Consider the following 23,629-nt stretch of genomic DNA (forward strand, 5'->3'; position numbering starts at 1 on the left):
CCAATGTTTACGATTTTAATGTAAATGCTTTTACATGCTCTGTTAATGTTTGTGCCATTTCATTTGTTTCATTTGAGCCTTGTGCCACTTCATCAATGCTGTTCGTCGTTTGCTGAGAAGCATTTGTTAGATTGTTCATTGTTATTTCAATTTCAGCTATATTAGCTGCTAAGTGCTGAATCATTTGTACAACATGCTGCGATTTTTCTGCCTCTGCTGTCATCATTGAGGTCATGTGGATAATTTCCTCGACCGTCTCTGTCACAGCCTGTGAAATAGCATGTAAGGACTCGGTTGTAAGCTTGACAGTTTCCGTTCCCTGTACGATATATTTCGTATTATCCTTCGATGATGTAATGACATGCTCGATATTTGCCATAATGTCTTGGACTAACTTTTCAGCTTGCGATGCTTCACGATTTGATTGTTCTGCTAGCTTACGTACTTCCTCTGCAACGACGGCAAAGCCTTTGCCATGCTCGCCTGCACGTGCCGATTCAATCGATGCATTAAGTGCCAGTAAATTTGTTTGAGCAGCAATTTCTGTAATCGTTGTTGTAATCGCTTGGATTTTTGTTGCAGAAGCTACTAAATTCTCGACGGTTTGACTTACTTCGTCAGAGCCTTTTTGAATCAACGCAATATCATTGTTAATATCTAATGCACGCTGCTCACCATCTCGTGCAATTCGCAATGTCGTTTGCGAGTTTTCTACAGTATGGTCTGCCTTTACCTTCATCATTTGCAATTCTTTCGCTAAATCCACAAGGGCATCGCTCGCCTCTTCCGCATGATGCATACCACCAGTAATCGAGCTTGTCACCTCACTAATATGACTTGCAACACCTTGCATTGTGTTCGTCATACTTCCTAATGTTTTTGCCGATTTCTCTGCATTGTTGGATAATGTATGTGCCGTTTGACGCATTGTTAAAATCATACCTTGTAAATTATCTGTCATTTGATTTAAAGTTAAGGCTAAGTCGCCCACTTCATCTTGATTTTTAATCGATGTTTTTTCAACTGCTAAATTGCCGTTAGCAATCTCCTTCGCCTGATGAATTAAATCACTAATCGGCTTCACTTTACGGCGAATTAAAAAGCCTGTAATAACCGATGCTAAAAACATAGGGAAAATACTAATTAAAATGCCGTTACGTACTACATCCCATGTGCGCTCTTTTACAATATTTGCATCAAAATCAATGACGCTAATCGCAATAATCTCTTTCGTTGCGTCATGGTCTTTGAAAATCGGTGCATAGCCCGATAAACGATCCATTCCACCGAAATTGTAAATTTCAGAATATGTTGGATGTCTATGCTCTAATAAAGCGCTTACAGCTTTTTCATCCACCTGAAATGTATCGCCAATTTTAAAGCCATCCTGTGCCAGATGCTGATCAAGTGCTAGCAATTTTCCATCTAACGTTAAAATATACTGCGTTTGAAAAATATCTTTATGCGCTGTCGTCCAATTCAATGCATCGCTCATTTCCTGCTTCTTTGCATCACTTCCATTTAAAGCTTGCTCTACATCAGCTGCTGCAATTAGGCCTGTCGTAATATTCGCACAGCCATAAGCTTCTATTCCTGCAGCCTCATATATTTTATTATAAGCTGTGATATATGTAGCAAAAGAGCTAATACTTAACATCACGACTAAAATACTAGCAATAATCGTTCCAAGTTGGAAAGTCAATGATTTTCGCAGATTCATAATATTTTTCTCCTTTTTTATCCGTATGAAGCAATCATACTATAAAAAAGATGTATTTTAAAAGAATCTTTTTTAAGGCATTCGAAAAAGGTATTTTATTCCATTTTTTAGTTTACTGTAATTCAAATGAGACAAGCTCCATCCCACACAATCTTTTTATAATACTTCGTGCTGGTATCGCCTTTCTTCGTATTTTCGAAGTTACATTAATATTTAAATAACCATTAATCTAACACCGAGCGAACCATTAGATAGAGTTAGTGGCAAGCAATGAAAGCTTAAACTTTAAAAAGATTTGATTGATGGAGTTCGTTCAGCCCCTCAATGTTTTCAATATAAATGTTATTACGCTCAATTTTTATAAAGCCTGCACGTTGAAAATCTGATAGCTTCCGACTAATAGACTCGCGGGTTGTACCTAAATAAGAAGCAATGTCCTTTTTACTCATTGTAATCGGCTGTGTGCCAGCTTCGTCGTGATGCCTCACTAGAAAGGAAGCCACTCTCGCTTCCACGTCACAATGGCAAATTTCGCTTATATTTTCTTCAATTGCATCAATACGCATAGACATTTCCTGCAAAATTTTAAATAAAATATTGGGATTTTGTGCAAGTAATTGTTTTAATTCATCTCCATTAATCATACAAATATATGTTTCTTCAATTGCCTCTACATTTGTCGTCAGTGGCAAATTATTAAAAAGTGTTGTATCACCAAAAAAATCACCTGCTCCTGAAATACGAACAATTTGCTCCTGACCATTTGGCAAAAGCTTGACGATTTTCACTTGTCCCTTTCGAATAATAAATAAACTCTTTTTAATATCTCCCGCTAATAGGATATGCTCTCCTCTTTTAAACACGTGTCGTGTAATCATTTTAGAAATTTTTTCGAATTCCTCTGGCTTTAAATTTTGAAATATTGGCACATGTGAAAAACAATATGTACTCGGACAAATCATTATAAACACCTCTTAAAATCCTATTTTTTGTGATGTGCATCACAGCATAGACAACATCTATTTCGTATAATATTATCAATAATGATAATCATTATCAATAAGGAGTGTAATAGATGTCAAAATTTGATTATGAAAAAATGCCTGGCCACTGGCTATTATCCAGTTTAGGAAAAACCGTACTGCGACCTGGTGGCTTACAATTAACACAATCCATGCTCCAGCATTTACAAATAACAGCTGAGGATTATGTTGTCGAATTTGCCCCTGGACTTGGTGTAACAGCCAAGCTAACATTACAGTCTAATCCAAATTACATCGCAATCGAGCAAAATGAACAAGCAGCAAGTAAAGTACGTAGCTACTTACAAAAAGCGAATCAACAATGCTTAATTGGTACTGCTGAACGAACAGGGTTGCCAGATGCCAGTGCGACTATCGTTTATGGTGAAGCTATGCTAACAATGCAATCAGCAAAACAAAAAGATCAAATCATTTCCGAAGCAAAACGCATTCTGAAAAAAGGTGGGAAATATGCGATTCATGAAATGAGCCTAACACCCGCTGTTGAAATGGATGGTATGCGAGAAAATATTCGTAAAGATTTAGTAGAGGCCATCCGTGTCAATGCAACGCCACTTCTTGAGGAGGAATGGAAGGCTGCACTTAAAAGCCATGGCTTTGAGATTGACTACGTGAAAAAAGTACCGATGCATCTGCTACATCCAAAACGTTTAATTGAGGACGAGGGTCTTTTAGGTGTAGCGAAAATTGCCAAAAACATCTTAACAAAGCCTGCGGCAAGAAAACGTGTCCTTAAAATGCGACATACATTCATGAAATATGAAAAATACTTACAAGGCATTTGTATTGTGGCAACGCTAAAGGAAGATTAATCTATACGTGGAGAAAGAGCTAGCTCAAGAGTACAAATAGAGCTAATTCGAAAACTTCACTTAATAGCTGAGGCTGTCCAAAAAGTATTTGGACAGCCTCTTACTACAACTTCAGTACAACAATGTCTACATCCGTTATTGCTTTTAGACTATGCATTTCTAGCGGTTCCATAATTAGTACATCCTCGTCAGTTAACATAACCTCTTTCCCTTCTACATCAAAATGAACTGTTCCTTGTCGCACGATAATAACAGCAACATTGTTAGCACTATGTTCTGGAATTGCTTCACCCTGCTTAAGTTGAATATTTAATACATCGAACTTATCATGACTAAATACCTTGCCCATTTTCTTACTTTGCTCTGCTAAAACATTAGCAATTTCTAATTTTTGCATCTTCCATAGCTCCCTTATTGATTATTTTATTAACGTTGCAAATGCAGTTGGTACCAGCGTCTCGAACAGTAACTGTTTTTTTGACTCATATGCAATTTTTTCAAGCTCCAACTGGAAATACTTCTGCATATTTTGCTCTGTCATAACGTCATCCACTGGCCCATAAAGTGGTGCTTGATTTTTAGCAATCATTAATACTTGATCCGCTAAATAAAATGCATGATTCGGGTAATGCGTATTAATAATACAGCTGATTCCATGTTCCTTTGCTAAACGTTTAATAACTTGTAAAATCGTTACTTGTTTTTGAATATCTAAATGCGATTCAGGTTCATCTAAGATTAATATTTGTGGATCTGACACAAGTGTGCGAGCAATGAGGGCGAGCTGCAGCTCACCACCGCTCACCTCATTGCAAGATTTTTGCGCTAAATTAGCGATACCGACCTTCTCTAACGCCTCATACGCCAGCTTGTAGTCCTCCGCTTTCGGCTTCGAAATCGAGCTAATATATGGCGCTCTTCCCATAACAACTAATTCCTCAATCGAAAAACCAAACACCATTTTATGAGCTTGTGGCACATAGCCAATCCGCTTCCACAAAGTTTGATATGGGATTGTCGTTAGCTCCACATCATCAATCAGCGTTTGCCCTTTTTTCCATGGGTGTAGCCCTGTAATACATTTCAGTAAAGTCGTTTTACCCGCTCCATTTGGGCCTAGAATTGCTAGTATTTCACCACTATTTAAGGTGAAATTAATATCTTGCTCATAGAGGAAAGCGGTGGATTTTATTTTCTTGGAAGCATAAAAGAAATTGCCGTTTACTACATCTATCTTCATGCCCATTTCCCTCCTGTTCTTCTTAATAAAAAGGCAAAGAATGGTGCACCAATAATTGCTGTCAAAATAGAAAGTGGAATTTCTGCTGCTGTTAACGACCGCGCTAAATTATCAATTAGCAGCAAGTAACTACCGCCTATCGCTACACAAAGCGGAAGGACAATGCGATTATTATTTCCTCCTAGCATTCGGCAAATATGCGGGATGACAAGACCTATCCAGCCAACAATCCCCGCTGCGGATACGGCAGCGGCTGTAATTAATGTTGCACTTAAAATAATCGTCCAACGTAGCTTAGCAACTGAAATGCCCAGTGACTTTGCTTCATCTTCTGGCAATGTTAATAAATTGAGACGCCAACGCACACTAATTAGTACAATCATCCCAACAATAATTAACGGACCGCTAACGAGTAAATCGCGATAAGAAGCTGTACCTAAGCTTCCCATTAACCAATATGTAATCGCTGGTAGCTTTTCCTCGGGGTCGGCTAAAAATTTTACAAGCGATACAAGTGCTTGGAATAAAGCGCTTGTAATGACTCCTCCTAAAACAAGCATAAATATGGGCAGGTTTTTTCCAGCGCCACTAATCATATATGCAAAGCCAATAGCAACTAAGCCGAAAATTAGCGCTAAAATATTTGCTAAAAAATTGTGACCAAATAATAATATCCCGAGCGCTGCACCAAACCCTGCACCTGCTGCTACTCCCAAAATATCAGCACTTACTAATGGGTTGCCAAACATCCCTTGAAATGATGCTCCTGCAATTGATAGCCCTGCCCCAATTAATAATGCTAATAAAATCCGTGGTAATCTTAAGTTTAAAATGACACTTTCCTGCATTGGTGTCCAATACGGCTCAATCGGAAAAACTTGTGCTAAAACAATATCAAGCGCTGTAAAGAAACTAACATCAAAACGTCCAATACTTAATGAAAAAACAGCTAGAACAACTGGTAAACACCATATTAAAATATTTTTCCAAAGTTTCATTTTCCATTCACCACATTATCCGTTCGTTACTTTTGATGATGGATTTAAAATGTCCCAAATTTGCTCATCTGTTAAGTCGAAATGATAAAAGTCTTTATAATATTTCTTCACTTCCTCTTCCATTGAATACTTAAATAATTCTGGGTGGTTTTTTTGTGCCATCCACTTTAACATTAACGGTGCATCACCACTTGGTGGATACCAGCGAAATACGCCAACAGGCACTTTATACACTTTCCCCTCTTGCACTGCTTTTACTTGACTCCAGTCTTGACCAGCAAATTTATTTTCAAATAAATCAACTGGCTGTGTTTCTGTGAAGTTTGTAATATAAATAATATCTGGATTCCATTCGAAAATTTGCTCCATATTCACTTGCTTCGATCCAGTAATTTCTTCTTTTGCAACATTAATACCGCCTGTAGAATTTAACCATTGCTGTCCGAAATGATTGTTTCCTGTTATTGTAATTGCATTTTCATCGTGCTGGAATATAAACATGACACGTGGCTGCTGCTCTTCTTTTACATCTTTTAATGATTCTGCAATGTCATCCTGTACACTGCGCGCTTCCTTTAAAAAATGCTCTGCTCTGTCTGTTGTATTTGTTAATTGGCTCGTAAATGTCAGCCAGCTATCATAAGTGGATAATGGGTCGGCAGAATTGGCATTAATCGTATTTAATCCAGCTACTGTCACGCCAACGCTCTCTAGCTTGCTAATTAAGTCCTGTGACCCAGATGGTTCAAATTGAATATCTGGATTTAATTTTAATACTTCTTCCACATTGACTTCGCCATTTTCGATAAAGCTTGTAGAAGCATTCAAAACCTCTGGTGACATTGTTGCTAAAATTGAATTTTTAGCAGTGCTATATGATGTGGGATTCATTCCAACTAATTCTTTTGTTGAATCCGTTGCTACATACCAAAGTGAATAATACGGTGTCAGCGTTCCAGAGATGACCCTTGCAATTTCACCCTCAATTTCAACTTCGCGATCTAAATGGTCCATTGCTACTCTTGTTGTCTTTTCTGTTTTCTCAGCTGCTTGTTCTACCTGCTGCTTGTCCTGCTCGATATCTTTCACACTTTTACCCTCTTCTTCAGTACAAGCTGCTAACACAAGCGCTGAAAAAATCGACAGTGCTGCTAATTTCTTTTTCATCTTATATAAACTCCTTTATTTTTGATTTTTACTAATGAATGCAATACTTCCAACTATTTTGCGGCGGTCATCAAAGTTTTGCACAACGTCAATAAAGCGCTGCTGATCTTCCTCATTGTCCTCAATATTTTGCAAAATACGAATTAACCCTGTTATGCCTTCATCCTGTAAGATGCCAATAAATGAAAATAACCGTAAGTCACCTGTTTTCATTTCCATAATTTCAAATGGCGATGCTTCATAATAAGAGCGCCATCTCTTTTCATCTAGCTGCTCTGCTGGAATTTCATTGTCAGTTAACGTTGACTGTGGCTCAATATGCAACAAGTCATGTGTGACTAATACGCCTCCTGGCTTTAAGACACGTGAAAATTCAGCCAATGCTTGTGTACGCATTTCTGGTGCAAATGCAGTTAACATCGCCTCATTAATCAACACGTCAAAGCGACTATCTTCAAACGGTAAACTTAAGGCATCTCCTTGTTGAACAGAGACTAAATTTGATGCCCCATGCTTCCCTATATTGTCCTGTGCCATTGCAACAATTTGTGGGTTTAAATCTACAGCAACTACTTTACTGCCATATTTTTTCGCTAAATGAATAGCTGTCGTTCCAATATTACATGCCACTTCTAAAATAGTCGTTTGCTCATTTAAGTGACATTGCTCAAGTAGCTCGTTTGTCATTGTCATCCCACCTGGACGAATAATTGTCTTGCCCATACGCGCTAAAAAAAGAGGTAACATCTCTTGCTGCTCTACTGTCATAAAATACTTCCTTTCCGTAATTGGGTACATTCACAATGATAATCATTATCAATTAAACTTTCTGTGACGCACATCACATAACAGCAAAATAAAAAAATGATCTCTGCTTTGACAGGCAGAGACCATTTTGTTTATTCCATATTAACAAGCTGTACTTCTGTACAAACGTGTGCAATATTTGCGACGCGACAGGTACACATAGCGGATATTTATTATTTTTTGAAATATTCATCTTTTAGAAAAATAGATACTTTTTTAATAGCTATAAAGGCTTTTCTTTGAAAAATCAAGTTTTGATTGTGTTAGCATAAGCTTAACCTTTTTGGATGCTCTTTTCAAATAGCAATTATTCCGCTTCAGCAACGACAGTAAATCTTTGCTTTACATGTTGCGCATTCTCAATTTCATCCACTACCGCAATGGCGTAGTCTGCATAACTGATGTAGCTCTCACCTTTTGAATTGACAAGAAGATGGTCTTTACCTAATTGATATGTCCCTGTTCTTTTGCCTTCTGCATCAAAGAAAGCAGAGGGGCTAATAAATGTCCATGTTAAATCCGTTGTTTGACGTAATTTTTCTAAGTTGCGTCCCTGACCTTTTGCTGTTGGCTTCACAATCTCTGGAAATTCAGCTGTATCAACTAACTGCACAGTTTTATTTTCATCAACATACAGACTACCAGCACCACCTACAACAATGATTCTTGTTTCTGTTCCTTTTAGTGCCTCTATTAGCACATGACCCGCATCCACATGCGCTTGCTCCTCACCAAGTGGCGCACCAAAAGCATTCACAACAACCTCAAATTGATTTAAATCTGCTGCTGTCAGCTTAAAAATATCTTTTTCAATAACTGTTACATTTTTATCTTGTAATTTCGCTGCCTCTCGCACGATAGCTGTCACTTCATGCCCACGGCTAACAGCCTCTTTTAAAATATGATTTCCTGCTTTTCCACTTGCTCCGATTATTGCAATTTTCATCTTTGTTTCCTCCATTTTTTTCATTTCTATATACTGATACGCACAGTATTTTCATAGCCCGTATCCTTCTCTTTTGTCCTACTCGTCTGCTTCATTTGCAACGTCTATCAATTGTACTTCTAGGAACGAATCAGCGATGTCGTTCCCTCACTTCATCAGGGAGCTATACAACCTTTATCCGCAAATGCCGATTTCAAAGCTGCTATTATTTTCTTGGCTCATAGTTTCCTCCAAGCTTAAACAGCTAACACAATCGAATTTCCTGAAGGGTCTTGTGTCATGATACGATTATTTTCTTCAACAACTACACTGCCGATTTTCTGCAAATTACTAATAACCTCTTTACGCGCTTCTTCATTTGAATAGACAAGTGTAAAGAATTCAAGACCTACGCTATTTTTAGCTGGCTTTGGTGCTCCTATACCATTCCATACATTAACAGCAACATGATGATGGTACTTACCATCCGAAAGGAATAGCGCCTGCCCACCATATCGATTGACAACCTCTAACCCTAGACCCTTTACATAAAATTCTTCTACCTCTTTTAATTCCGCAACATGTAAATGAATATGACCCATTACTGTTTGTTCTGGCATACCGTTCCATTTACTTGTGGTTACATGCTTTAATAAATTTTCGAAATTTAGCGGATCAACTGCCATCGCTACTTCTTCCTTTTGCCAAGTCCATTCGGAAGATGCTCTATCTCTATAAATTTCAATTTGATTTCCATCAGGGTCATGTAAATATAATGCTTCACTGACAAGGTGGTCAGAAGAGCCAAAGCGAATATGATGTTCCATTAAATGCACTACAATATTTGCCAAATCTGATTTTTTTGGTAAAAGGAGCGCAAAATGATATAATCCCGTTGTTCTTCCTTCTTTCGCAATAACATCTTGTGGTTGTTCAAGTGATAAAATACTTGTTTTCCCATCTGTCGTCAGCTCTACTGTCGACGTAGTTTGTTCTAAAATTCCAAAGCCAAGAATATCTCGATAAAATTTTATAGCTTGCTGTAAATTCGTTACTTTAATTTTGACATGCCCTACAAATGTAGTTGGCTTAGTATGAAATCCCATTGTCTCCCTCCTAATTGTCAGCTGAAAATTTTTGATCTAACGAAAATTTTGACTTACTTGCAAAAATGAAATAAATGGACATTGCTAGTAATAATAATTCCAGCTCATACCCTGCCATTTGCCCATCGCCAAGAAAGCCTGCTGGAAGCTTTACTGTAAAAATAGCGCCTACCATAATGAGTGCTAGTAATGTTGAAACAATTCGCGTTCCTAAACCGAAAATCACAACAATACCACCTAGCAATTCAATGCTGGCAACAATATACGCCATAAATCCAGGAATACCTATGCTATCAAAGAAACCAGCCGTATTAGCAATTCCTCCTTGAAATTTTGATAATCCATGAATAAAGAATGTAAGACCTAACACAGCTCTTAAAATAACTTTCCCAATTTCGTTTTTATTCATTATCACTTTCTCCTTTTCTATAACTTACTTTATGTAACTTAGTTTATTTTAGTAATTTATTTTTGTCAAGTAACTAATTTTCTTTTTGTAATTTATTTTTTAGTTTGTGGTATACTTTAACTAAGTGAGGTGTGAAAAAAGTATGAAGCAACCAGCGATTTGCCCAAAATTCGAAAAAGCTATCTCATTATTAAGCCAAAGATGGACTGCACTCGTTATTTATCAACTATTATCAGGCTCACAACGATTCAGCGAAATTCAATCTGCAATCGGAATTAGCGGCAAAGTATTATCTGAGCGTTTAAAGGAATTAGAACAACAAGAGGTCGTTAAGCGTGAGGTTATACCAGAAACTCCAGTAGTCATTGAATATTCGTTAACAGAAAAGGGAAAATCCATGGAACCTATTTTACGAACAATCGAAAACTGGTCTCAACAGTGGGTTAAACTTGAATCTGAATAATCGTTACAGGGCTGAAATGTATGTTCATTGGCTTTATTTCGAGGCCTTCTCCAAAAGCACGGTTGGAAAAATTAATTGAAGCTAAATCTTGGAGAACTAGGGGATTAACTATTTTAAGCTCTATATAAGAAATAATATTCTCTAATGGGGGACGGGGCGTGGCTGAAAAGGTATGATCTTTTCAGCCACGCCCCTATTTTTGAGCAAATTTCACTGTTTAACGGGCGAAAATAAGGATTGGTTGGGCGAATTTAGTGGTTGGTTGGGCGATTTCCTTTATCCGCTGGGCGAATTGTAACTTTTGAACTATTTATTTAATAAACAAAGCAAGCTTTTATAGGTTTTCATTTTAAAGATTAGCTACTAATAAAACGCAGCGCCCTACTCAATGTTGCTGGAATTACTGAAGCGTGATTTTCTTCCAGTGCCACATAAAACTGTACAGGTAAATTAGCTGCAAGACGATGATTATAAAAAGTCATCGCATCATCTACCATATCCCCTTCATCACCACCAACAAAAATTGCAACAGGTGTTACGCTTTTTTCCTTATTTTCATGCAAAATGCGCAGTAAATCATGGTTATTCCACCAAACAGATGGACTTATTGCTACATATTTTTCAAATAAATTTGGCTCTGTTAAATAGCACCATAGTGAAAATAAACCGCCTAATGAATGACCATATAGAGAAAAACGCGCGCGATTAACATCATATTTATCACAAATATACGGTATTAATTCATGAATGAAAAATTGCTGAAAATCTGCTGCTCCCCCTACAGGAACTGGCTCCATCGCTTTCCCTCTACGTATCGGGAAATGATATTGTTCAGCTGGTGCAGTGAAATCGTAAAAACGACGATTGCTTGCTTCGTCTTGATTATGCCCAACGCTCACAATAATGCTTGGATGAACTTTTGTTTTTTCGCTTACAAGCATTTGATTTTTCATAGCAATAAACATCATCTGTGCATAGCGGTGTCCATCTAATACAAAAATAACTGGAAAACCATCTTTTGGCACAGGCATTTCTGGAATAAATACTTCAATCGGATAATCGTATTGACAATAAGTTGAATACATCCATGTACCTCCATTTGAATAACTAAAATTATACGAGCACTTTTTCTCTTTCTATTCTCTCAGCCTTTTCTTTGATAAGCTTGTAGGAAAAACAAACAGGAATATTGTGCTCATCATATAAAATTTGTGCGTCAATATTGAATACCTTTTTTAACATGTCATTTGTCATAATATCGTTTGGGGCACCACAGCATTGAATTTGCCCGTCCTTCATTGCAATTAATTCATGCGAATAACGTGCAGCATGATTTAAGTCATGTAATACCATGACAATGGTACAGCCTAGATTTTTATTTAATTCCTCAACGATTTCAAGCACCTCTAACTGGTGTGCCATATCTAAATAGGTTGTCGGCTCATCTAACAGTAAAATATCGGTTTCTTGTGCGAGTGCCATTGCTAACCACACACGCTGACGTTGCCCACCAGACAGTGCTGAAATTTCACGCTCTGCAAAGGCTGACGTGTTCGTTATGTCCATTGCCCAAGCAATTTTTTCTTTATCTTGTTCAGTAAGCTTTCCCAGATTTTTACGATGTGGATAACGTCCATAAGCAATCAGCTCAAATACTTTTAATTGTCCTGGCCCAGAAGGAGACTGGGATAAAATTGCTAGCTTTTGAGCAATTTCTCTTGTAGACATTGTATTCATATTTTGCTGCTGTAAAAAAATATCTCCGCTGTCCTTTTTTAAAATGCGCCCAAGTGTTTTTAATAATGTCGATTTCCCACAGCCATTTGGACCTATAATCGTCGTGACTTTCCCTGCTGGAATTGACACTGTAAGCTCATTTAAAATACGCACTTGGCTGTAGCCAGCAACAAGCTGGTTAACTTGAAAAACTTCTGTCATATGCACTTATCCTTTCGCTTTTACAAGTAAATATAAGAAATAAGGAATCCCAATAATGGATACAACAATACCAACTGATAATTCAGCAGGAGCAAAGACATTTTTGGCAATATAATCAGCAAAGACGAGTAAAATCGCACCGATAAGCATACTTACAGGCATGACAGCACGATGTGAAATACCGACAAGCTGCCTTGCAATATGTGGTGCCATTAAACCAATAAAGCCTATACTGCCTGATACCGAAACACAGGCACTTACTAGACCTACGCTTGCTAGCAGCAGGAAAATCTTTTCCTTTTCAAGCGCAATTCCTAAGCTAATAATGCTATCCTCTTCTAATTGAAAATAATCGAGTAAATGACATTTGCGATAGACAAATATGCTAAGTAGCACAACCCATGGTAGCATTGCGACTACGAAATACCAATTTGAATTATAAATTGTACCATTCATCCAAATAGCGGCTGCTTGGTAATCATCCGCATTCATTTTTAATGACCAAAATAATGTCAATGCACCGAAACCTGTATTAATAGCTATCCCAGTTAAAATAAGCTTTTGCATATCCATACGACTATTTTTATAGGAAAAAGCTAAAATAATAGCGGCTGCAACGACACCACCAACAAAACCAAAAATCGGGATAACAATAATTTTAAAAATGCTATGTATTTCTACATTGACTAATTGGATTTGAAAGAAATACATAAAAATCACTACTGTACAGCTAGCACCTGCATTAATGCCTAATATCCCCGGGTCGGCAAGCCCATTTTTTGTAATGCCCTGCAAAACAACACCAGCTAGTGCTAGTCCCATGCCAACGATCACTGCTGTAACGATTCGTGGCAGACGGAAATCAAAAATCACTAAATCGAAATTATCTGTGCTATCAATACGAAGCAATGTTTTAAATACTTCCAACGTCGTCATCGTAAATGCACCACTCGTTAAATGTAAGTAAATAGCTAGCAGCAACGCCACAAACATTGTAAAAAGAATGAAGCGATAGCGCTTTATATTATGCGGCATATTTTTCACCGCCCTTTTTACGAATTAAGTATAAGAAGTACGGTACACCAATTAACGCTGTTACGACACCTATTGGCGTTTCGAATGGGAAATTAATATAACGACTAATTACATCGCATGCAGTTAAGAAAAATGCCCCCATTACTGCTGAGCATGGAATAATATAACGATAGTCAACACTTACAAGCATTCGTACTAAATGTGGCACAACAAGTCCCACAAAAGCAATTTTTCCAACAAGTGCTACCGCAGTTCCAGTTAAAATAGCAACGGATAACATACTTAACACTTTGACGATTCGTGTACGTTGTCCTAAGCTGACTGCTGTATCTTCACCAAGCGACATAACCGTGACAGAGTTAGACAAGCTAAGTGCAAGTATGAGTCCTAACAAACCAATCGGCACACATAATAGCACCATATCCATTTGAACTGTATGTAGCTTAGAGTTGTACCACATTGTAATTGTTTGTGATACTTGATGATACATAGCAATCGCTGTGCCAATACTGCTTAAAAACGTACCAATCACTGTTCCGATAATCGCTAAACGAACAGGAGATAAGCCGTTTTTAATCATTGATGCAAAGCCAAATACAAGCATTCCACCAAATAATGAGCCAAGCATTGACAGCAAAACAAGTTGGAAATTCGTAATACTTGGTAAAAAAACAATGGCCATCGTAACAACAAATGCTGAACCATCTGCAACACCTAAAATGGAAGGAGATGCTAAAAAGTTGCGTGTGACACCTTGCATAACTGCTCCAGCAACTGCAAGAAATGCCCCAACAAATAATACTGCTAATACCCGCGGAACACGGCCTGACCAAATGATTTGATGATTCAAATTACTCTCATCAAAATTTACAATAGCCTGCCATATGTCTGAAAGCGGTATGTCCTTTGTGCCAAACATAATTGAAATTAGAGCAGCCATAACAATTAAAATTGGCATAACGAATGTAAACCAATATATTTTCTTAGATGCCATCATTTCTTTTTCACCTTCTAATTTGTGATTGCTAGTAGCAAACGACAGTAAGCTGGCAAGAACGCTCTCACCAGCTCACCTCAGTTTTTCGAGCTGTTTCTGTCAAACAGCATCTTTCTTCACTATTACTTTAGTACATTTTCAACAAAAGCATCTAAGAAGTTAATTTTTGACCAAGCTGTACCACCTTGCGCTAGTGGATCAACAATGTTGACAAATACTTGGTCATTTTGAGCTGCTGTCGTACCTTTGAAAATCTTGTTATTTAAAATTTCATCTAGTAACTTAGGATTATCCGTATTTTCATCAGTTGCAAACTGTAATAAAATCACATCGGGATTCCATTCAGCTAATGCCTCATATGAAATTTCAGTTTGCGCTTCCACTGATGCTAAGTTAGCAGGTACTTGTAAACCTAAATCTTCATATAATGAGGGATTTAAATATACTCCTTCTGGATAAACAGCTAGACCGCCACGAACACGGATCATGACAACCTCCTTATCCTTTAAGTCACTGTTTTGAATTTTCTCTTTCGCATCTACTAATTTTGCAACATAATCATCCAGTGCTTTTTGAGCTTGTGCCTCTTTCCCAGCTAGTTGACCGAATAATAATAAATTTTCTTTCCAGTTTTCTGAAATATGAGAGTATGGGAATGTTGTAGCTACTTTATTATAATTAACCATTTGCGCTTCATCCCATTTACTCGTTCCTAAAATTACATCTGGCTGTAAAGTTAACATCGCTTCTGTGCTAGGCTCCCTTTTTGTCCCAACAACTGTTGCACCTTCTAATTCCTTTGCCAAGTACTCTGGTATTGTTTGCCCATCATTTGAAATAACACCAGCTGGCTTTATCCCTAACACTGCAGCGTCTTCCATTGCCTCAAGGCTTGCTGCGATGATTGTATCTACTTGAGCAGGTACTTCATATGATGTACCTAAATATGTAATCGTTTGAGTTGCCTTGTCATCAGCTTGTGTTGAAGCTTCCTCTTTATTTTCTTTTGTAGCAGCCTCTGACGTTTGCGCAACAGCAGATGTTTTTTCTTCGCTAGCTCCCTCTGCTCCACATGCAGCTAACATTAAAGCTAATGCTGATACACTAAATAATGCATTAAGTTTATTCACTTTTAAAATCCTCCTAGCTTTCAATTGATAACGATTATCATTATCACATACAAAATGATAACAATAGCCGGATTTAAAGTAAATAGAGTTTTTTTCAATCCATATGGACTTTTGCGCAAACAGGTTATATTTCGTTGCGAAATTGCGTAGGGGTCATATGATACTGCTTTTTAAAGACGCGGCAAAAATAAAAGGAATCTGCATAACCAACAAGCTCTGCAATTTCATTAATTGGTATTTTCGTTGTACGTAGTAATTTTTTGGCTTGTTTTAAGCGTATCTCTGTTAAATATTGAATAGGTGTCATGCCTACTTGTTTATTAAATAAATAAGCAAAGCGTCGTCTTTCACAGCCAATCTGCTCCGCAATATCTGCAATCGAAATAGGCTGTGCATAATTTTCAGCAAGCAATATTAATGCATAGTCTACAAAATTATTAGAAATTTGCATTTTTGCACAAACTAACATCGTTTCAATAAGCTGATAAAATAATAATTGACATTTTAAATTAGCAATATCACCAGGTTGTTGATCTTGTTGAATAAGCTGTTGAACGAAATATTCAATTTTATTATGTTCTCCCGTTTCAATCATAAAATGTTTATTTTCATAGCCAAGCTTACCAACATACATATTGTAATGAATTACAACATATTCCCACGCTACAGTATCATTTGTAGTAATTTCAATGAGCATGTTTGGTCCCGCATGTAATATGCGTTCTTTATTTAATACGTACTTTACGCCATTCAATGAAAACGTAGCTGAACCTGATAATGTAATGACTAAACCACTAACCTTTGGTGCAGTATAACGGTTCCTATCAACCATTCCTGAAGCAAGCGCCCTAACAAATAAATCTGAATACTGAATGGTTGACCGAGCAAAGTATTTAATCGTTTCATTTAACGAAATATTCATTATAAATAACCTCCCAATAATTGATGATTGTATAGGAAATGAAAAAAATGCGCAAAAATTTTATTTGCGTATTATCTGATGACATCTCTATTCATCCAGCAATATTCAATAGCGGTTATCTTCATATCAAAAAAAACCATTTAATGCGAAAATCCTCACGCATTAGATGGTTACTTTATTTTGTCAATATAGCTCACTTAACTATGGCAAAATCGCAAATGAGCGAACTGGGAAGCCAGATGCTTTTTCAGGCTTTGGCACGATATTAAAAATCACTGCGCCCTTTGCTGGAAGCTGGTCTAAATTTGTTAACAGCTCGATTTGATACGTATCCTGTTCAAGCACAAAATATTCACCCTCCAGCTTGCCATTTTTACGGAAATCGGCAGCAGAGTCCGTATCGAAGGTTTCATGCCCAACCGCGCTAACTTTACGCTCTTTAAACAAAAACTGTAATGCCTCTAAGCCCCAGCCAGGAATATGATTGTTGCCTTCCTCATCCTTATTACTAAACGCTTCTTTATCAGGCCAGCGCTTACTCCAATCTGTACGTAGCGCAACAAATGTGCCTGCTTCAATTTCACTATACTCAGCCTCAAATGCCAAAATATCCTGTATACTCAAAGTAAAATCATTATCTGTCTCCGCCTCTTTTGATTTATCAATGACAACAAGCGGCAACACAAGTTCCTTTAAATCTAATTCATCTAAATAGCGTGTGTCACGCACAAAGTGAATCGGTGGATCAATATGTGTACCATATTGACCAGGAAATGAAAATTGCTGTGCAAAAAATCCATCATCATGTGAAAATAGCGTTTCAAATTTGGCATCCTCAAACATGAAAAAATGTGGAGAATTTGGCCCAAATGTATGCGTTAAATCTACCCATTTCTTCTCCTTTAATAATTCAACCGCCTGTAATAAATCATTTGTCATTATGCATCCCTACTTTCTGTAAAATGTAAAAAAGCCCTCTTTTATAAAGAGAGCCTCGATTGCAGTTTCATCGTGTTCCACTCATCTTTAAGGCAATCGCCTATTGGATTTAGCACCATACTGTATGCAGCTGGTTGCTGAGACGTCATTGGGCCAAATCCCTCAATCTCTCTTGATAAGCTATGAAATTATTTTGATTGTAGCATAACCCTTCTTATCCTACAAGTTTTATATGAATTAGATTTTATTTTTTCTATCCGTCATCCCAAAAACGATTGCATAAATGAATGATGCCTATCTAGCTATATCACCACGTATCTTTTCAAAAACGCTAGATGATTGTTCTATATACTTTATAAACAGTGCCACTAGCTATCGCATCATTTTTTCACTAAATTCCCATTAAAAACCTTTTGATTCCGTTCAATAAACTTTTCATTATGAGAAGATACCATCGCATATGGGTTGGCATCAGGCTGAAGATATTTTTTTGCGCCATTTACTGCTAATACAGCGTCCTGAAATGTTCCTACAAGTAAATTTACTTTATCCTCATAAGCAACAATATCACCTACAGCAAATATTCCTGGAATAGTTGTTTGACATTGACCGATGCTTTGGAATAATGTTTCCGATTTACGTTCTGGGCTAATCGATTCCGCAAAATCAAGAGAAATGTCACGATTGTAGCCATGACAAATTATTATATCATCGACATCGCGTTCTAGTTCAACACCATTTTGATCAATGATGACTTTTTCTACCAAAGTTCGTTCATGATTAGATTTCAATGATTTTATCGTAGCATTTACTAATATCTCAATATGATTTGCCTTCAATTTATTTACGAATGCTTCATGCGCTTTTAGTTCATCACCTCGATAAACAACTGTAATTTTTTTGGTGACAGGTAATAATTCTACTGCCCAATCAATTGCGGCATTCCCTCCACCAGAGACGATAACTTCTTTATCTTTAAAGCGCTCGATATGCTTAATCGTATAATGTAAATTGGTCATTTCAAACTTTTCAGCGCCATCAATTTCAAGTTTTATCGGTTGAACAATGCCCCCACCGATTGCGATAATAACCGTTTTAGAATAATGCTCCCCAGCTTCAGTTGAAATCACAAAATATTCATCTATTTTATCAATAAAATTAACTTTAGTATTCAAACAAATTGTTGGAGAAAATGTCATTGCCTGTGTCACAAGATTTTTTAACAGCTGTTCTGCCATGATTGGTGTTTGTGCTCCAACATCCCAAAGTATTTTTTCTAAAAAAACGTTTAGCTTTCCACCTAAATATGGATGATATTCTATTACCTTTGTTTTCAGATCACGCAACCCACTATAAAATGCACTATATAATCCTGAAGCACCGCCACCTATAATCGTTACATCATATAATTCCATCAAGATTCACCTCTCATTTACGTTTAAAAACGCTTGCTCTATTTCAAGCTTATTTTCTTAATAAATATAAAAAGTAAGGAGCTCCAATCACTGCTACTACAATACCTGCGGGAATTTCTGAAGGGGCAAATAATGAGCGCCCAATTGTATCGGCACTTAAAACTAATAATGCGCCTACTAAGGCTGCTACAGGTAATAATATTTTATGATTACCTCCGACTAATTTTCTCGCTAAATGAGGGGCAATTAACCCAACAAACCCTATTCCTCCACTTACAGACACACTTGCCCCAGCTAATGCAACCGCCAGAAATAACAAATAGCGTCTTTCCTTTTCAATTTCTACGCCCAAGCCAATCGCTGATAATTCATTTAAACTTAAAATATTTAACATATTCGCTTGTCTCATTAAAAGTGGTAATAATAATACAATCCAAGGGACTAATGCAAACACATATTTCCATGTAGAGCCCCAAATACTACCTGCCATCCAAGTTGCAACGAATTGATATTGTTCGGGTGTAATCATCAATACTAAAACAATTGTCACAGCACTAATTCCAGCAGCAACTGCAATACCATTTAATAAAAGTCGAATGGGCGTAATACCTTCTCCTTTTTTATAAGAAAGTAAATATATTAAAATTGCAGCTAGCCCAGCTCCTAAAAATGCAGCAAATGGTAATACAAATGCCGAAATCATTTTATTACTAGGTGCTAAAGTAACAAATAATACGGCCATTAAGCTCGCTCCAGCATTAATCCCTATAATTCCTGGGTCTGCTAGCGCATTTCTCGTAATACCTTGCAATACGGCTCCAGCAACAGCTAGCCCACATCCAACTAAAATTGAAATAACAATCCTTGGCAAGCGGAATTCATATAAAATAAGCTGCTGTTTTTCTGTACCTATGAAAAAGAATGCTCTGATTACTTCTACTGGTGACAAACGAATGGACCCTGTATTCATACTAATAAAAAACATCAAAAATATGAGCACAATCAAAGTGAGAAGAATATATTGATTTTTACGGATTTTTTTCTGATGATTGTGTGTAAGTACATCACGGTAGTTCATAGTTCTCTCCCCCTTTTACGAGCAATATACAGGAAGAACGGTACACCAATTAATGCGATTAAAGCACCTATTGGTATTTCGTAAGGAGGTTTCAATGTTCGAGCTAAACAGTCTGCCAATACAACGAGCCATGCGCCATAAATAATCGAACCACTTATAATCCAACGATAATCATGCCCAACAAGATAACGCATTAAATGTGGCACAATCAACCCAACAAAACCTACTGCACCTACAACAGAAACAGCCCCACCAGCTAAAATCAGCACGATAATTAGAGAAAATATTTTTATTCGTGTTACTTTTTGCCCTAAGCCCATGGCAATCTCATCACCAAAACTTATCACGGTAATGGATTTAGAAAGAATAATTGCGCCTATTGACGCTATTACTACCCAAGGGGCAATCACTTTTAGGTGTGCCCAAGTTGTCCCTGAAACACCTCCTGCAAACCAAAACGCTAAATCTTGCCCAACTTCAAAATGCAAAGCTATTCCTTCTCCTAACGCCATTAATAATGCACCCACAGCTGCGCCTGCCAGTACAAGTCGAAGAGGTGATAGCTTTTTTTTCGAGGCCATACCAATCCCAAATACTAAAATTGCGCCTAAAGCTGCGCCCAAAAAGGCATATAAAATGACATATGTATACGATAAATGCGGGAAGAAGGCAAAGCAAATTGCTAGCATGAATGTAGCCCCTGCATTTATTCCTAGCAGGCCTGAGTCAGCCAAGGGATTTCGCGTAATGCCTTGCATCATAGCCCCCGCAACCGCAAAGCTTGTACCAACGAGTGCCGCACCGATAACTCTTGGTATCCGTATTTCATGAATAATTTGATGTTCTGTATTTTTCATATCCAAGTGAAAGATTGCCTCCCAAACAGTCGAAAACGTAATATTAGCTGCACCTAATGAGATGGCGATAAACATCGAAATAATTAAGCCAAAGATCCCTATAAAAAGGACCATAATGACTTTAAAAGGATATGTTTTTAGCTTTGGATTTTGTTGTTTCATTGTCGATGGCATCCTATCTATCCCCCTTTGTCCCATGAGCAATTATCGTTTTCTTTAGATGACTGATACGATAAACAAATTGGATTTTCACTGAACGGGCAAAGGGTTAGCACAGCATCAATCTGAAAAATTTTTTGCAAATTGGCTTTCGTCATTACTTGTTGTGGCGTACCACTCGTAATTAAATTACCTGCTTTCATTGCAATTAAAAAATCAGAAAAACGTGAAGCATGGTTTAAATCATGTAGCACCATGACAATGGTCTTTCCCTCAAGATTTAATTTTTGAAGCAATAATAAAATATCTAGTTGATGTGCCATATCTAAATAGGTTGTCGGCTCATCTAGCACTAAAATATCTGTACCTTGTGCTAATGCCATTGCTATCCATACCCGTTGACGCTGCCCACCTGACAATTCATCAATTGCACAAGATGAAAAGGCTGTTAAATTTGTCACTTCAATCGCCCAATGAATGTAGTCATAATCCTGTTGCTGTAGCTTGCCAAATGTTGATTGATATGGAAAGCGACCATAGGAAACTAATTCGAATACGGTAATGCCTTCTGGTGCTGTAGCCGTTTGTGGTAAAATGGCTAAACGCTTTGCAATTTCTTTTGTAGCTAAGGCTTGAATTGCTTTTCCGTCAATATATACTTGACCTCCCTGTGCTAAAAGAATACGCGATATTGCCTTTAACAATGTCGATTTGCCACAGCCATTCGGCCCTAGTATTGTCGTAATTTTTCCTTTAGGAATAGCTATTGTTAAGTCCTCAATAATCCACTTAGATGTATACTTCACTGCAACTTCATTAATTTCAAAAGCAGACACATACTCACAACCTTATTTTCTTATAAATAATTTCCTAGCACATTTTGCAACATGGATAATTTCCCAATTAATAATCCTTCATCATCAGCTTGTGCTTGACCACTTAAAATAACTGGTAGCTCTTTTAGCTGATTTTGCTGATTATAAATACTATTGGCGAGACCTTGCTGACGAAGTATGTACACTTCATCATTCTTTACAGCTCGAAGCTGCTGCCATTCCTTTAAACAAATCAACTGCTTTAGCCACGCGGAAAACTGCCTTTCAATACCTAACACAATATAAATCCGATCCGATTCAATTGCTGACAACTGATGAAAAGGCACATCATAACGACGTAATCTTTTTTCAGATTCCGTTGTTTCTAACATGAGTTGTGATGGCTTCAATGGCAATACTTCATAAAACAATGGAAAAAATCGAGCTGCATGTATCCAAACCTTTCCTTCATCCAAACGTAAAATCGTTGTGCTTTGAGCTTGGAAATTTTGTTGCGAGCACCATAACTTCATTTCTTTTCTTTTTTGCTCATACGTTGAAATATAGTGGCTTGCTTCAACAGTCTTACCCATTACTTTTGCAATCTGCTGTAATCTCGTAATAGGATCCATATCCCACGGAATGACAATGAGAGGAACAAACTTTTCAATTTGTTCCTTCACATCACATTCAATGGCATCTGACAAAATAACGATATCGGGGTTTAGTTCCTTAATCTTTTCAATATCACATGTCATTTCTCCGACCTGATTAATGCCTTCTGGTAGCTGATAAACTTGCATTAATGTCGTTTTTAAATCAGCGATAGGCACAATGCCAAGTGCCAATAATTCACCAGTATAATGTATAGTAACAATTCTCGGATTTTTATGTTTTAATCGGATATATTCTTTTGGTGCACAGCCCACTTTTTGCTTGAAGATACGATTGAAATAATTCACATCATCAAATCCAACATCCAATGCTATTTTTTGCACGGAATCATCTTTTTGTAATAATAATTCCTGAGCGCGATAAACTCGATATTGATTGATGTATGCTACTGGTGTTGCCGCTGTTATTTTTTTAAATATCCGCAAATACTGACGCACGCTGACGTTAGCATTTTGCGCTAACTGCTCAACCGTTAGCTTTTTCATATAATTACTATGAATGTAGTCAATAGATTTATTAACTAGCGAAACCGCATCACCAAGCTCACAACTACTCGATACAGCATGCAACACTTTTTCTAGTAGCTGTAAAAAGGAAATTTGATTTGTTAATTGTGTTTGTAATGCTGGATGATCTACATTTTCATAGAGCTTCTCCAGTTGGATAACTAAATGACTAAAAGGTTTTATTTGAATTGGCTTCCCATGAATCGTTTCGTAATCATTCGGCTTGTCGTAAACTGCATGATGTTCATTTGTTTGATATTCTAAAATATACCCCTTTACTTGCTTCTCTTCGCTTTTCAAACGAAGTGAGTGATTACATGTTAATATTACAGAATCGCCCTTATTTAAAATGATGTCTTCAATATACGAGCATTTCAAACTTCCTTTTAAAATAATGATTAGACAATTAAAATTAGCTTCTCCATATTCAAATATTTCCTGTTCATTTAAAGAAAAAGCGGTCATTTGAGTCA

Annotated in this window: 24 protein-coding genes and 1 riboswitch; of the genes, 2 read left to right on the forward strand and 22 right to left on the reverse strand. The window is 37.2% G+C overall.

Features of this window, described 5'->3' with window-relative positions; all coding sequences use genetic code 11:
* Nucleotides 1-7 precede the first annotated feature (7 nt).
* Complete coding sequence (locus tag C9J34_RS03605; RefSeq protein WP_107838494.1) at nucleotides 8-1,720, reverse strand: methyl-accepting chemotaxis protein; 1,713 nt, start codon at nucleotides 1,718-1,720, stop codon at nucleotides 8-10.
* 278 nt (nucleotides 1,721-1,998) lie between these two features.
* Nucleotides 1,999-2,682: a Crp/Fnr family transcriptional regulator gene (locus C9J34_RS03610; RefSeq protein ID WP_107838495.1), complete on the reverse strand. Its 684-nt coding sequence runs from the start codon at nucleotides 2,680-2,682 to the stop codon at nucleotides 1,999-2,001.
* Nucleotides 2,683-2,795: 113 nt separating this feature from the next.
* On the opposite strand from C9J34_RS03610, the gene C9J34_RS03615 reads away from it, so the two are divergent.
* On the forward strand, nucleotides 2,796-3,575 hold the full coding sequence (locus C9J34_RS03615; protein ID WP_107838496.1) for a class I SAM-dependent methyltransferase: 780 nt from the start codon (nucleotides 2,796-2,798) through the stop codon (nucleotides 3,573-3,575).
* A 103-nt stretch (nucleotides 3,576-3,678) separates the two neighbouring features.
* Here C9J34_RS03615 and C9J34_RS03620 read toward each other — a convergent pair whose 3' ends face one another.
* The 8 genes from C9J34_RS03620 to C9J34_RS03655 form a co-directional block, all read right to left on the reverse strand.
* Nucleotides 3,679-3,972: a cupin domain-containing protein gene (locus C9J34_RS03620; protein ID WP_107838497.1), complete on the reverse strand. Its 294-nt coding sequence runs from the start codon at nucleotides 3,970-3,972 to the stop codon at nucleotides 3,679-3,681.
* A 21-nt stretch (nucleotides 3,973-3,993) separates the two neighbouring features.
* The gene (locus tag C9J34_RS03625; protein ID WP_107838498.1) at nucleotides 3,994-4,815 is read right to left on the reverse strand and encodes an ABC transporter ATP-binding protein; all 822 of its coding nucleotides are present in this window, start codon (nucleotides 4,813-4,815) and stop codon (nucleotides 3,994-3,996) included.
* Complete coding sequence (locus C9J34_RS03630; protein ID WP_107838499.1) at nucleotides 4,812-5,813, reverse strand: FecCD family ABC transporter permease; 1,002 nt, start codon at nucleotides 5,811-5,813, stop codon at nucleotides 4,812-4,814. The genes C9J34_RS03625 and C9J34_RS03630 overlap by 4 nt, the downstream gene beginning before the upstream one ends.
* A 15-nt stretch (nucleotides 5,814-5,828) precedes the next feature.
* Nucleotides 5,829-6,980: an ABC transporter substrate-binding protein gene (locus tag C9J34_RS03635; protein ID WP_107838500.1), complete on the reverse strand. Its 1,152-nt coding sequence runs from the start codon at nucleotides 6,978-6,980 to the stop codon at nucleotides 5,829-5,831.
* Between the two features lie 15 nt (nucleotides 6,981-6,995).
* Nucleotides 6,996-7,748, reverse strand: coding sequence for a class I SAM-dependent methyltransferase (locus C9J34_RS03640; RefSeq protein WP_193768877.1), 753 nt, complete (start codon nucleotides 7,746-7,748; stop codon nucleotides 6,996-6,998).
* 346 nt (nucleotides 7,749-8,094) lie between these two features.
* Nucleotides 8,095-8,733: an NAD(P)-dependent oxidoreductase gene (locus tag C9J34_RS03645; protein WP_107838502.1), complete on the reverse strand. Its 639-nt coding sequence runs from the start codon at nucleotides 8,731-8,733 to the stop codon at nucleotides 8,095-8,097.
* 236 nt (nucleotides 8,734-8,969) lie between these two features.
* Nucleotides 8,970-9,818, reverse strand: coding sequence for a VOC family protein (locus C9J34_RS03650; RefSeq protein ID WP_107838503.1), 849 nt, complete (start codon nucleotides 9,816-9,818; stop codon nucleotides 8,970-8,972).
* A gap of 10 nt (nucleotides 9,819-9,828) precedes the next feature.
* Nucleotides 9,829-10,227: a DoxX family protein gene (locus C9J34_RS03655; protein WP_107838504.1), complete on the reverse strand. Its 399-nt coding sequence runs from the start codon at nucleotides 10,225-10,227 to the stop codon at nucleotides 9,829-9,831.
* 142 nt (nucleotides 10,228-10,369) lie between these two features.
* Here C9J34_RS03655 and C9J34_RS03660 point away from each other — a divergent pair, with 142 nt between their 5' ends.
* Nucleotides 10,370-10,690 carry a winged helix-turn-helix transcriptional regulator gene (locus tag C9J34_RS03660; RefSeq protein ID WP_107838505.1) on the forward strand — a complete coding sequence of 107 codons (321 nt, stop codon included), beginning with the start codon at nucleotides 10,370-10,372 and terminating at the stop codon, nucleotides 10,688-10,690.
* 356 nt (nucleotides 10,691-11,046) lie between these two features.
* Here the strand turns inward: C9J34_RS03660 and C9J34_RS03665 are convergent, their stop codons facing one another.
* The 12 genes from C9J34_RS03665 to C9J34_RS03720 form a co-directional block, all read right to left on the reverse strand.
* Nucleotides 11,047-11,775 (reverse strand): alpha/beta hydrolase, encoded by a 729-nt coding sequence (locus tag C9J34_RS03665; protein WP_107838506.1) that lies wholly within the window; start codon nucleotides 11,773-11,775, stop codon nucleotides 11,047-11,049.
* Between the two features lie 28 nt (nucleotides 11,776-11,803).
* Complete coding sequence (locus C9J34_RS03670; RefSeq protein WP_107838507.1) at nucleotides 11,804-12,628, reverse strand: ABC transporter ATP-binding protein; 825 nt, start codon at nucleotides 12,626-12,628, stop codon at nucleotides 11,804-11,806.
* A gap of 6 nt (nucleotides 12,629-12,634) precedes the next feature.
* Nucleotides 12,635-13,663 carry a FecCD family ABC transporter permease gene (locus C9J34_RS03675; protein WP_107838508.1) on the reverse strand — a complete coding sequence of 343 codons (1,029 nt, stop codon included), beginning with the start codon at nucleotides 13,661-13,663 and terminating at the stop codon, nucleotides 12,635-12,637.
* Nucleotides 13,653-14,657: a FecCD family ABC transporter permease gene (locus tag C9J34_RS03680; protein WP_107838520.1), complete on the reverse strand. Its 1,005-nt coding sequence runs from the start codon at nucleotides 14,655-14,657 to the stop codon at nucleotides 13,653-13,655. The genes C9J34_RS03675 and C9J34_RS03680 overlap by 11 nt, the downstream gene beginning before the upstream one ends.
* 125 nt (nucleotides 14,658-14,782) lie before the next feature.
* A complete protein-coding gene (locus C9J34_RS03685; RefSeq protein WP_238600556.1) occupies nucleotides 14,783-15,790 on the reverse strand; it encodes an ABC transporter substrate-binding protein in 1,008 nt (335 codons plus the stop codon).
* A 124-nt stretch (nucleotides 15,791-15,914) separates the two neighbouring features.
* Entirely contained in the window at nucleotides 15,915-16,712 is a 798-nt protein-coding gene (locus C9J34_RS03690; protein ID WP_107838509.1) for an AraC family transcriptional regulator, read from the reverse strand.
* 201 nt (nucleotides 16,713-16,913) lie between these two features.
* A complete protein-coding gene (locus C9J34_RS03695; protein WP_107838510.1) occupies nucleotides 16,914-17,651 on the reverse strand; it encodes a cyclase family protein in 738 nt (245 codons plus the stop codon).
* A gap of 78 nt (nucleotides 17,652-17,729) precedes the next feature.
* Nucleotides 17,730-17,833, reverse strand: a riboswitch (SAM riboswitch).
* 198 nt (nucleotides 17,834-18,031) lie between these two features.
* Nucleotides 18,032-19,066: an NAD(P)/FAD-dependent oxidoreductase gene (locus tag C9J34_RS03700; protein WP_193768878.1), complete on the reverse strand. Its 1,035-nt coding sequence runs from the start codon at nucleotides 19,064-19,066 to the stop codon at nucleotides 18,032-18,034.
* Between the two features lie 49 nt (nucleotides 19,067-19,115).
* Nucleotides 19,116-20,144: a FecCD family ABC transporter permease gene (locus C9J34_RS03705; protein ID WP_107838512.1), complete on the reverse strand. Its 1,029-nt coding sequence runs from the start codon at nucleotides 20,142-20,144 to the stop codon at nucleotides 19,116-19,118.
* Complete coding sequence (locus C9J34_RS03710) at nucleotides 20,141-21,115, reverse strand: FecCD family ABC transporter permease (protein WP_420799114.1); 975 nt, start codon at nucleotides 21,113-21,115, stop codon at nucleotides 20,141-20,143. Before C9J34_RS03710 ends, C9J34_RS03705 begins: the two co-directional genes overlap by 4 nt.
* Nucleotides 21,116-21,180: 65 nt before the next feature.
* Complete coding sequence (locus C9J34_RS03715; protein ID WP_107838514.1) at nucleotides 21,181-21,996, reverse strand: ABC transporter ATP-binding protein; 816 nt, start codon at nucleotides 21,994-21,996, stop codon at nucleotides 21,181-21,183.
* A 20-nt stretch (nucleotides 21,997-22,016) separates the two neighbouring features.
* Entirely contained in the window at nucleotides 22,017-23,534 is a 1,518-nt protein-coding gene (locus tag C9J34_RS03720) for a helix-turn-helix domain-containing protein (RefSeq protein ID WP_193768879.1), read from the reverse strand.
* Between the last annotated feature and the right edge of the window lie 95 nt (nucleotides 23,535-23,629).

The sequence above is a fragment of the Metasolibacillus meyeri genome (assembly GCF_003049505.1).
GTDB lineage: Bacteria > Bacillota > Bacilli > Bacillales_A > Planococcaceae > Metasolibacillus > Metasolibacillus meyeri.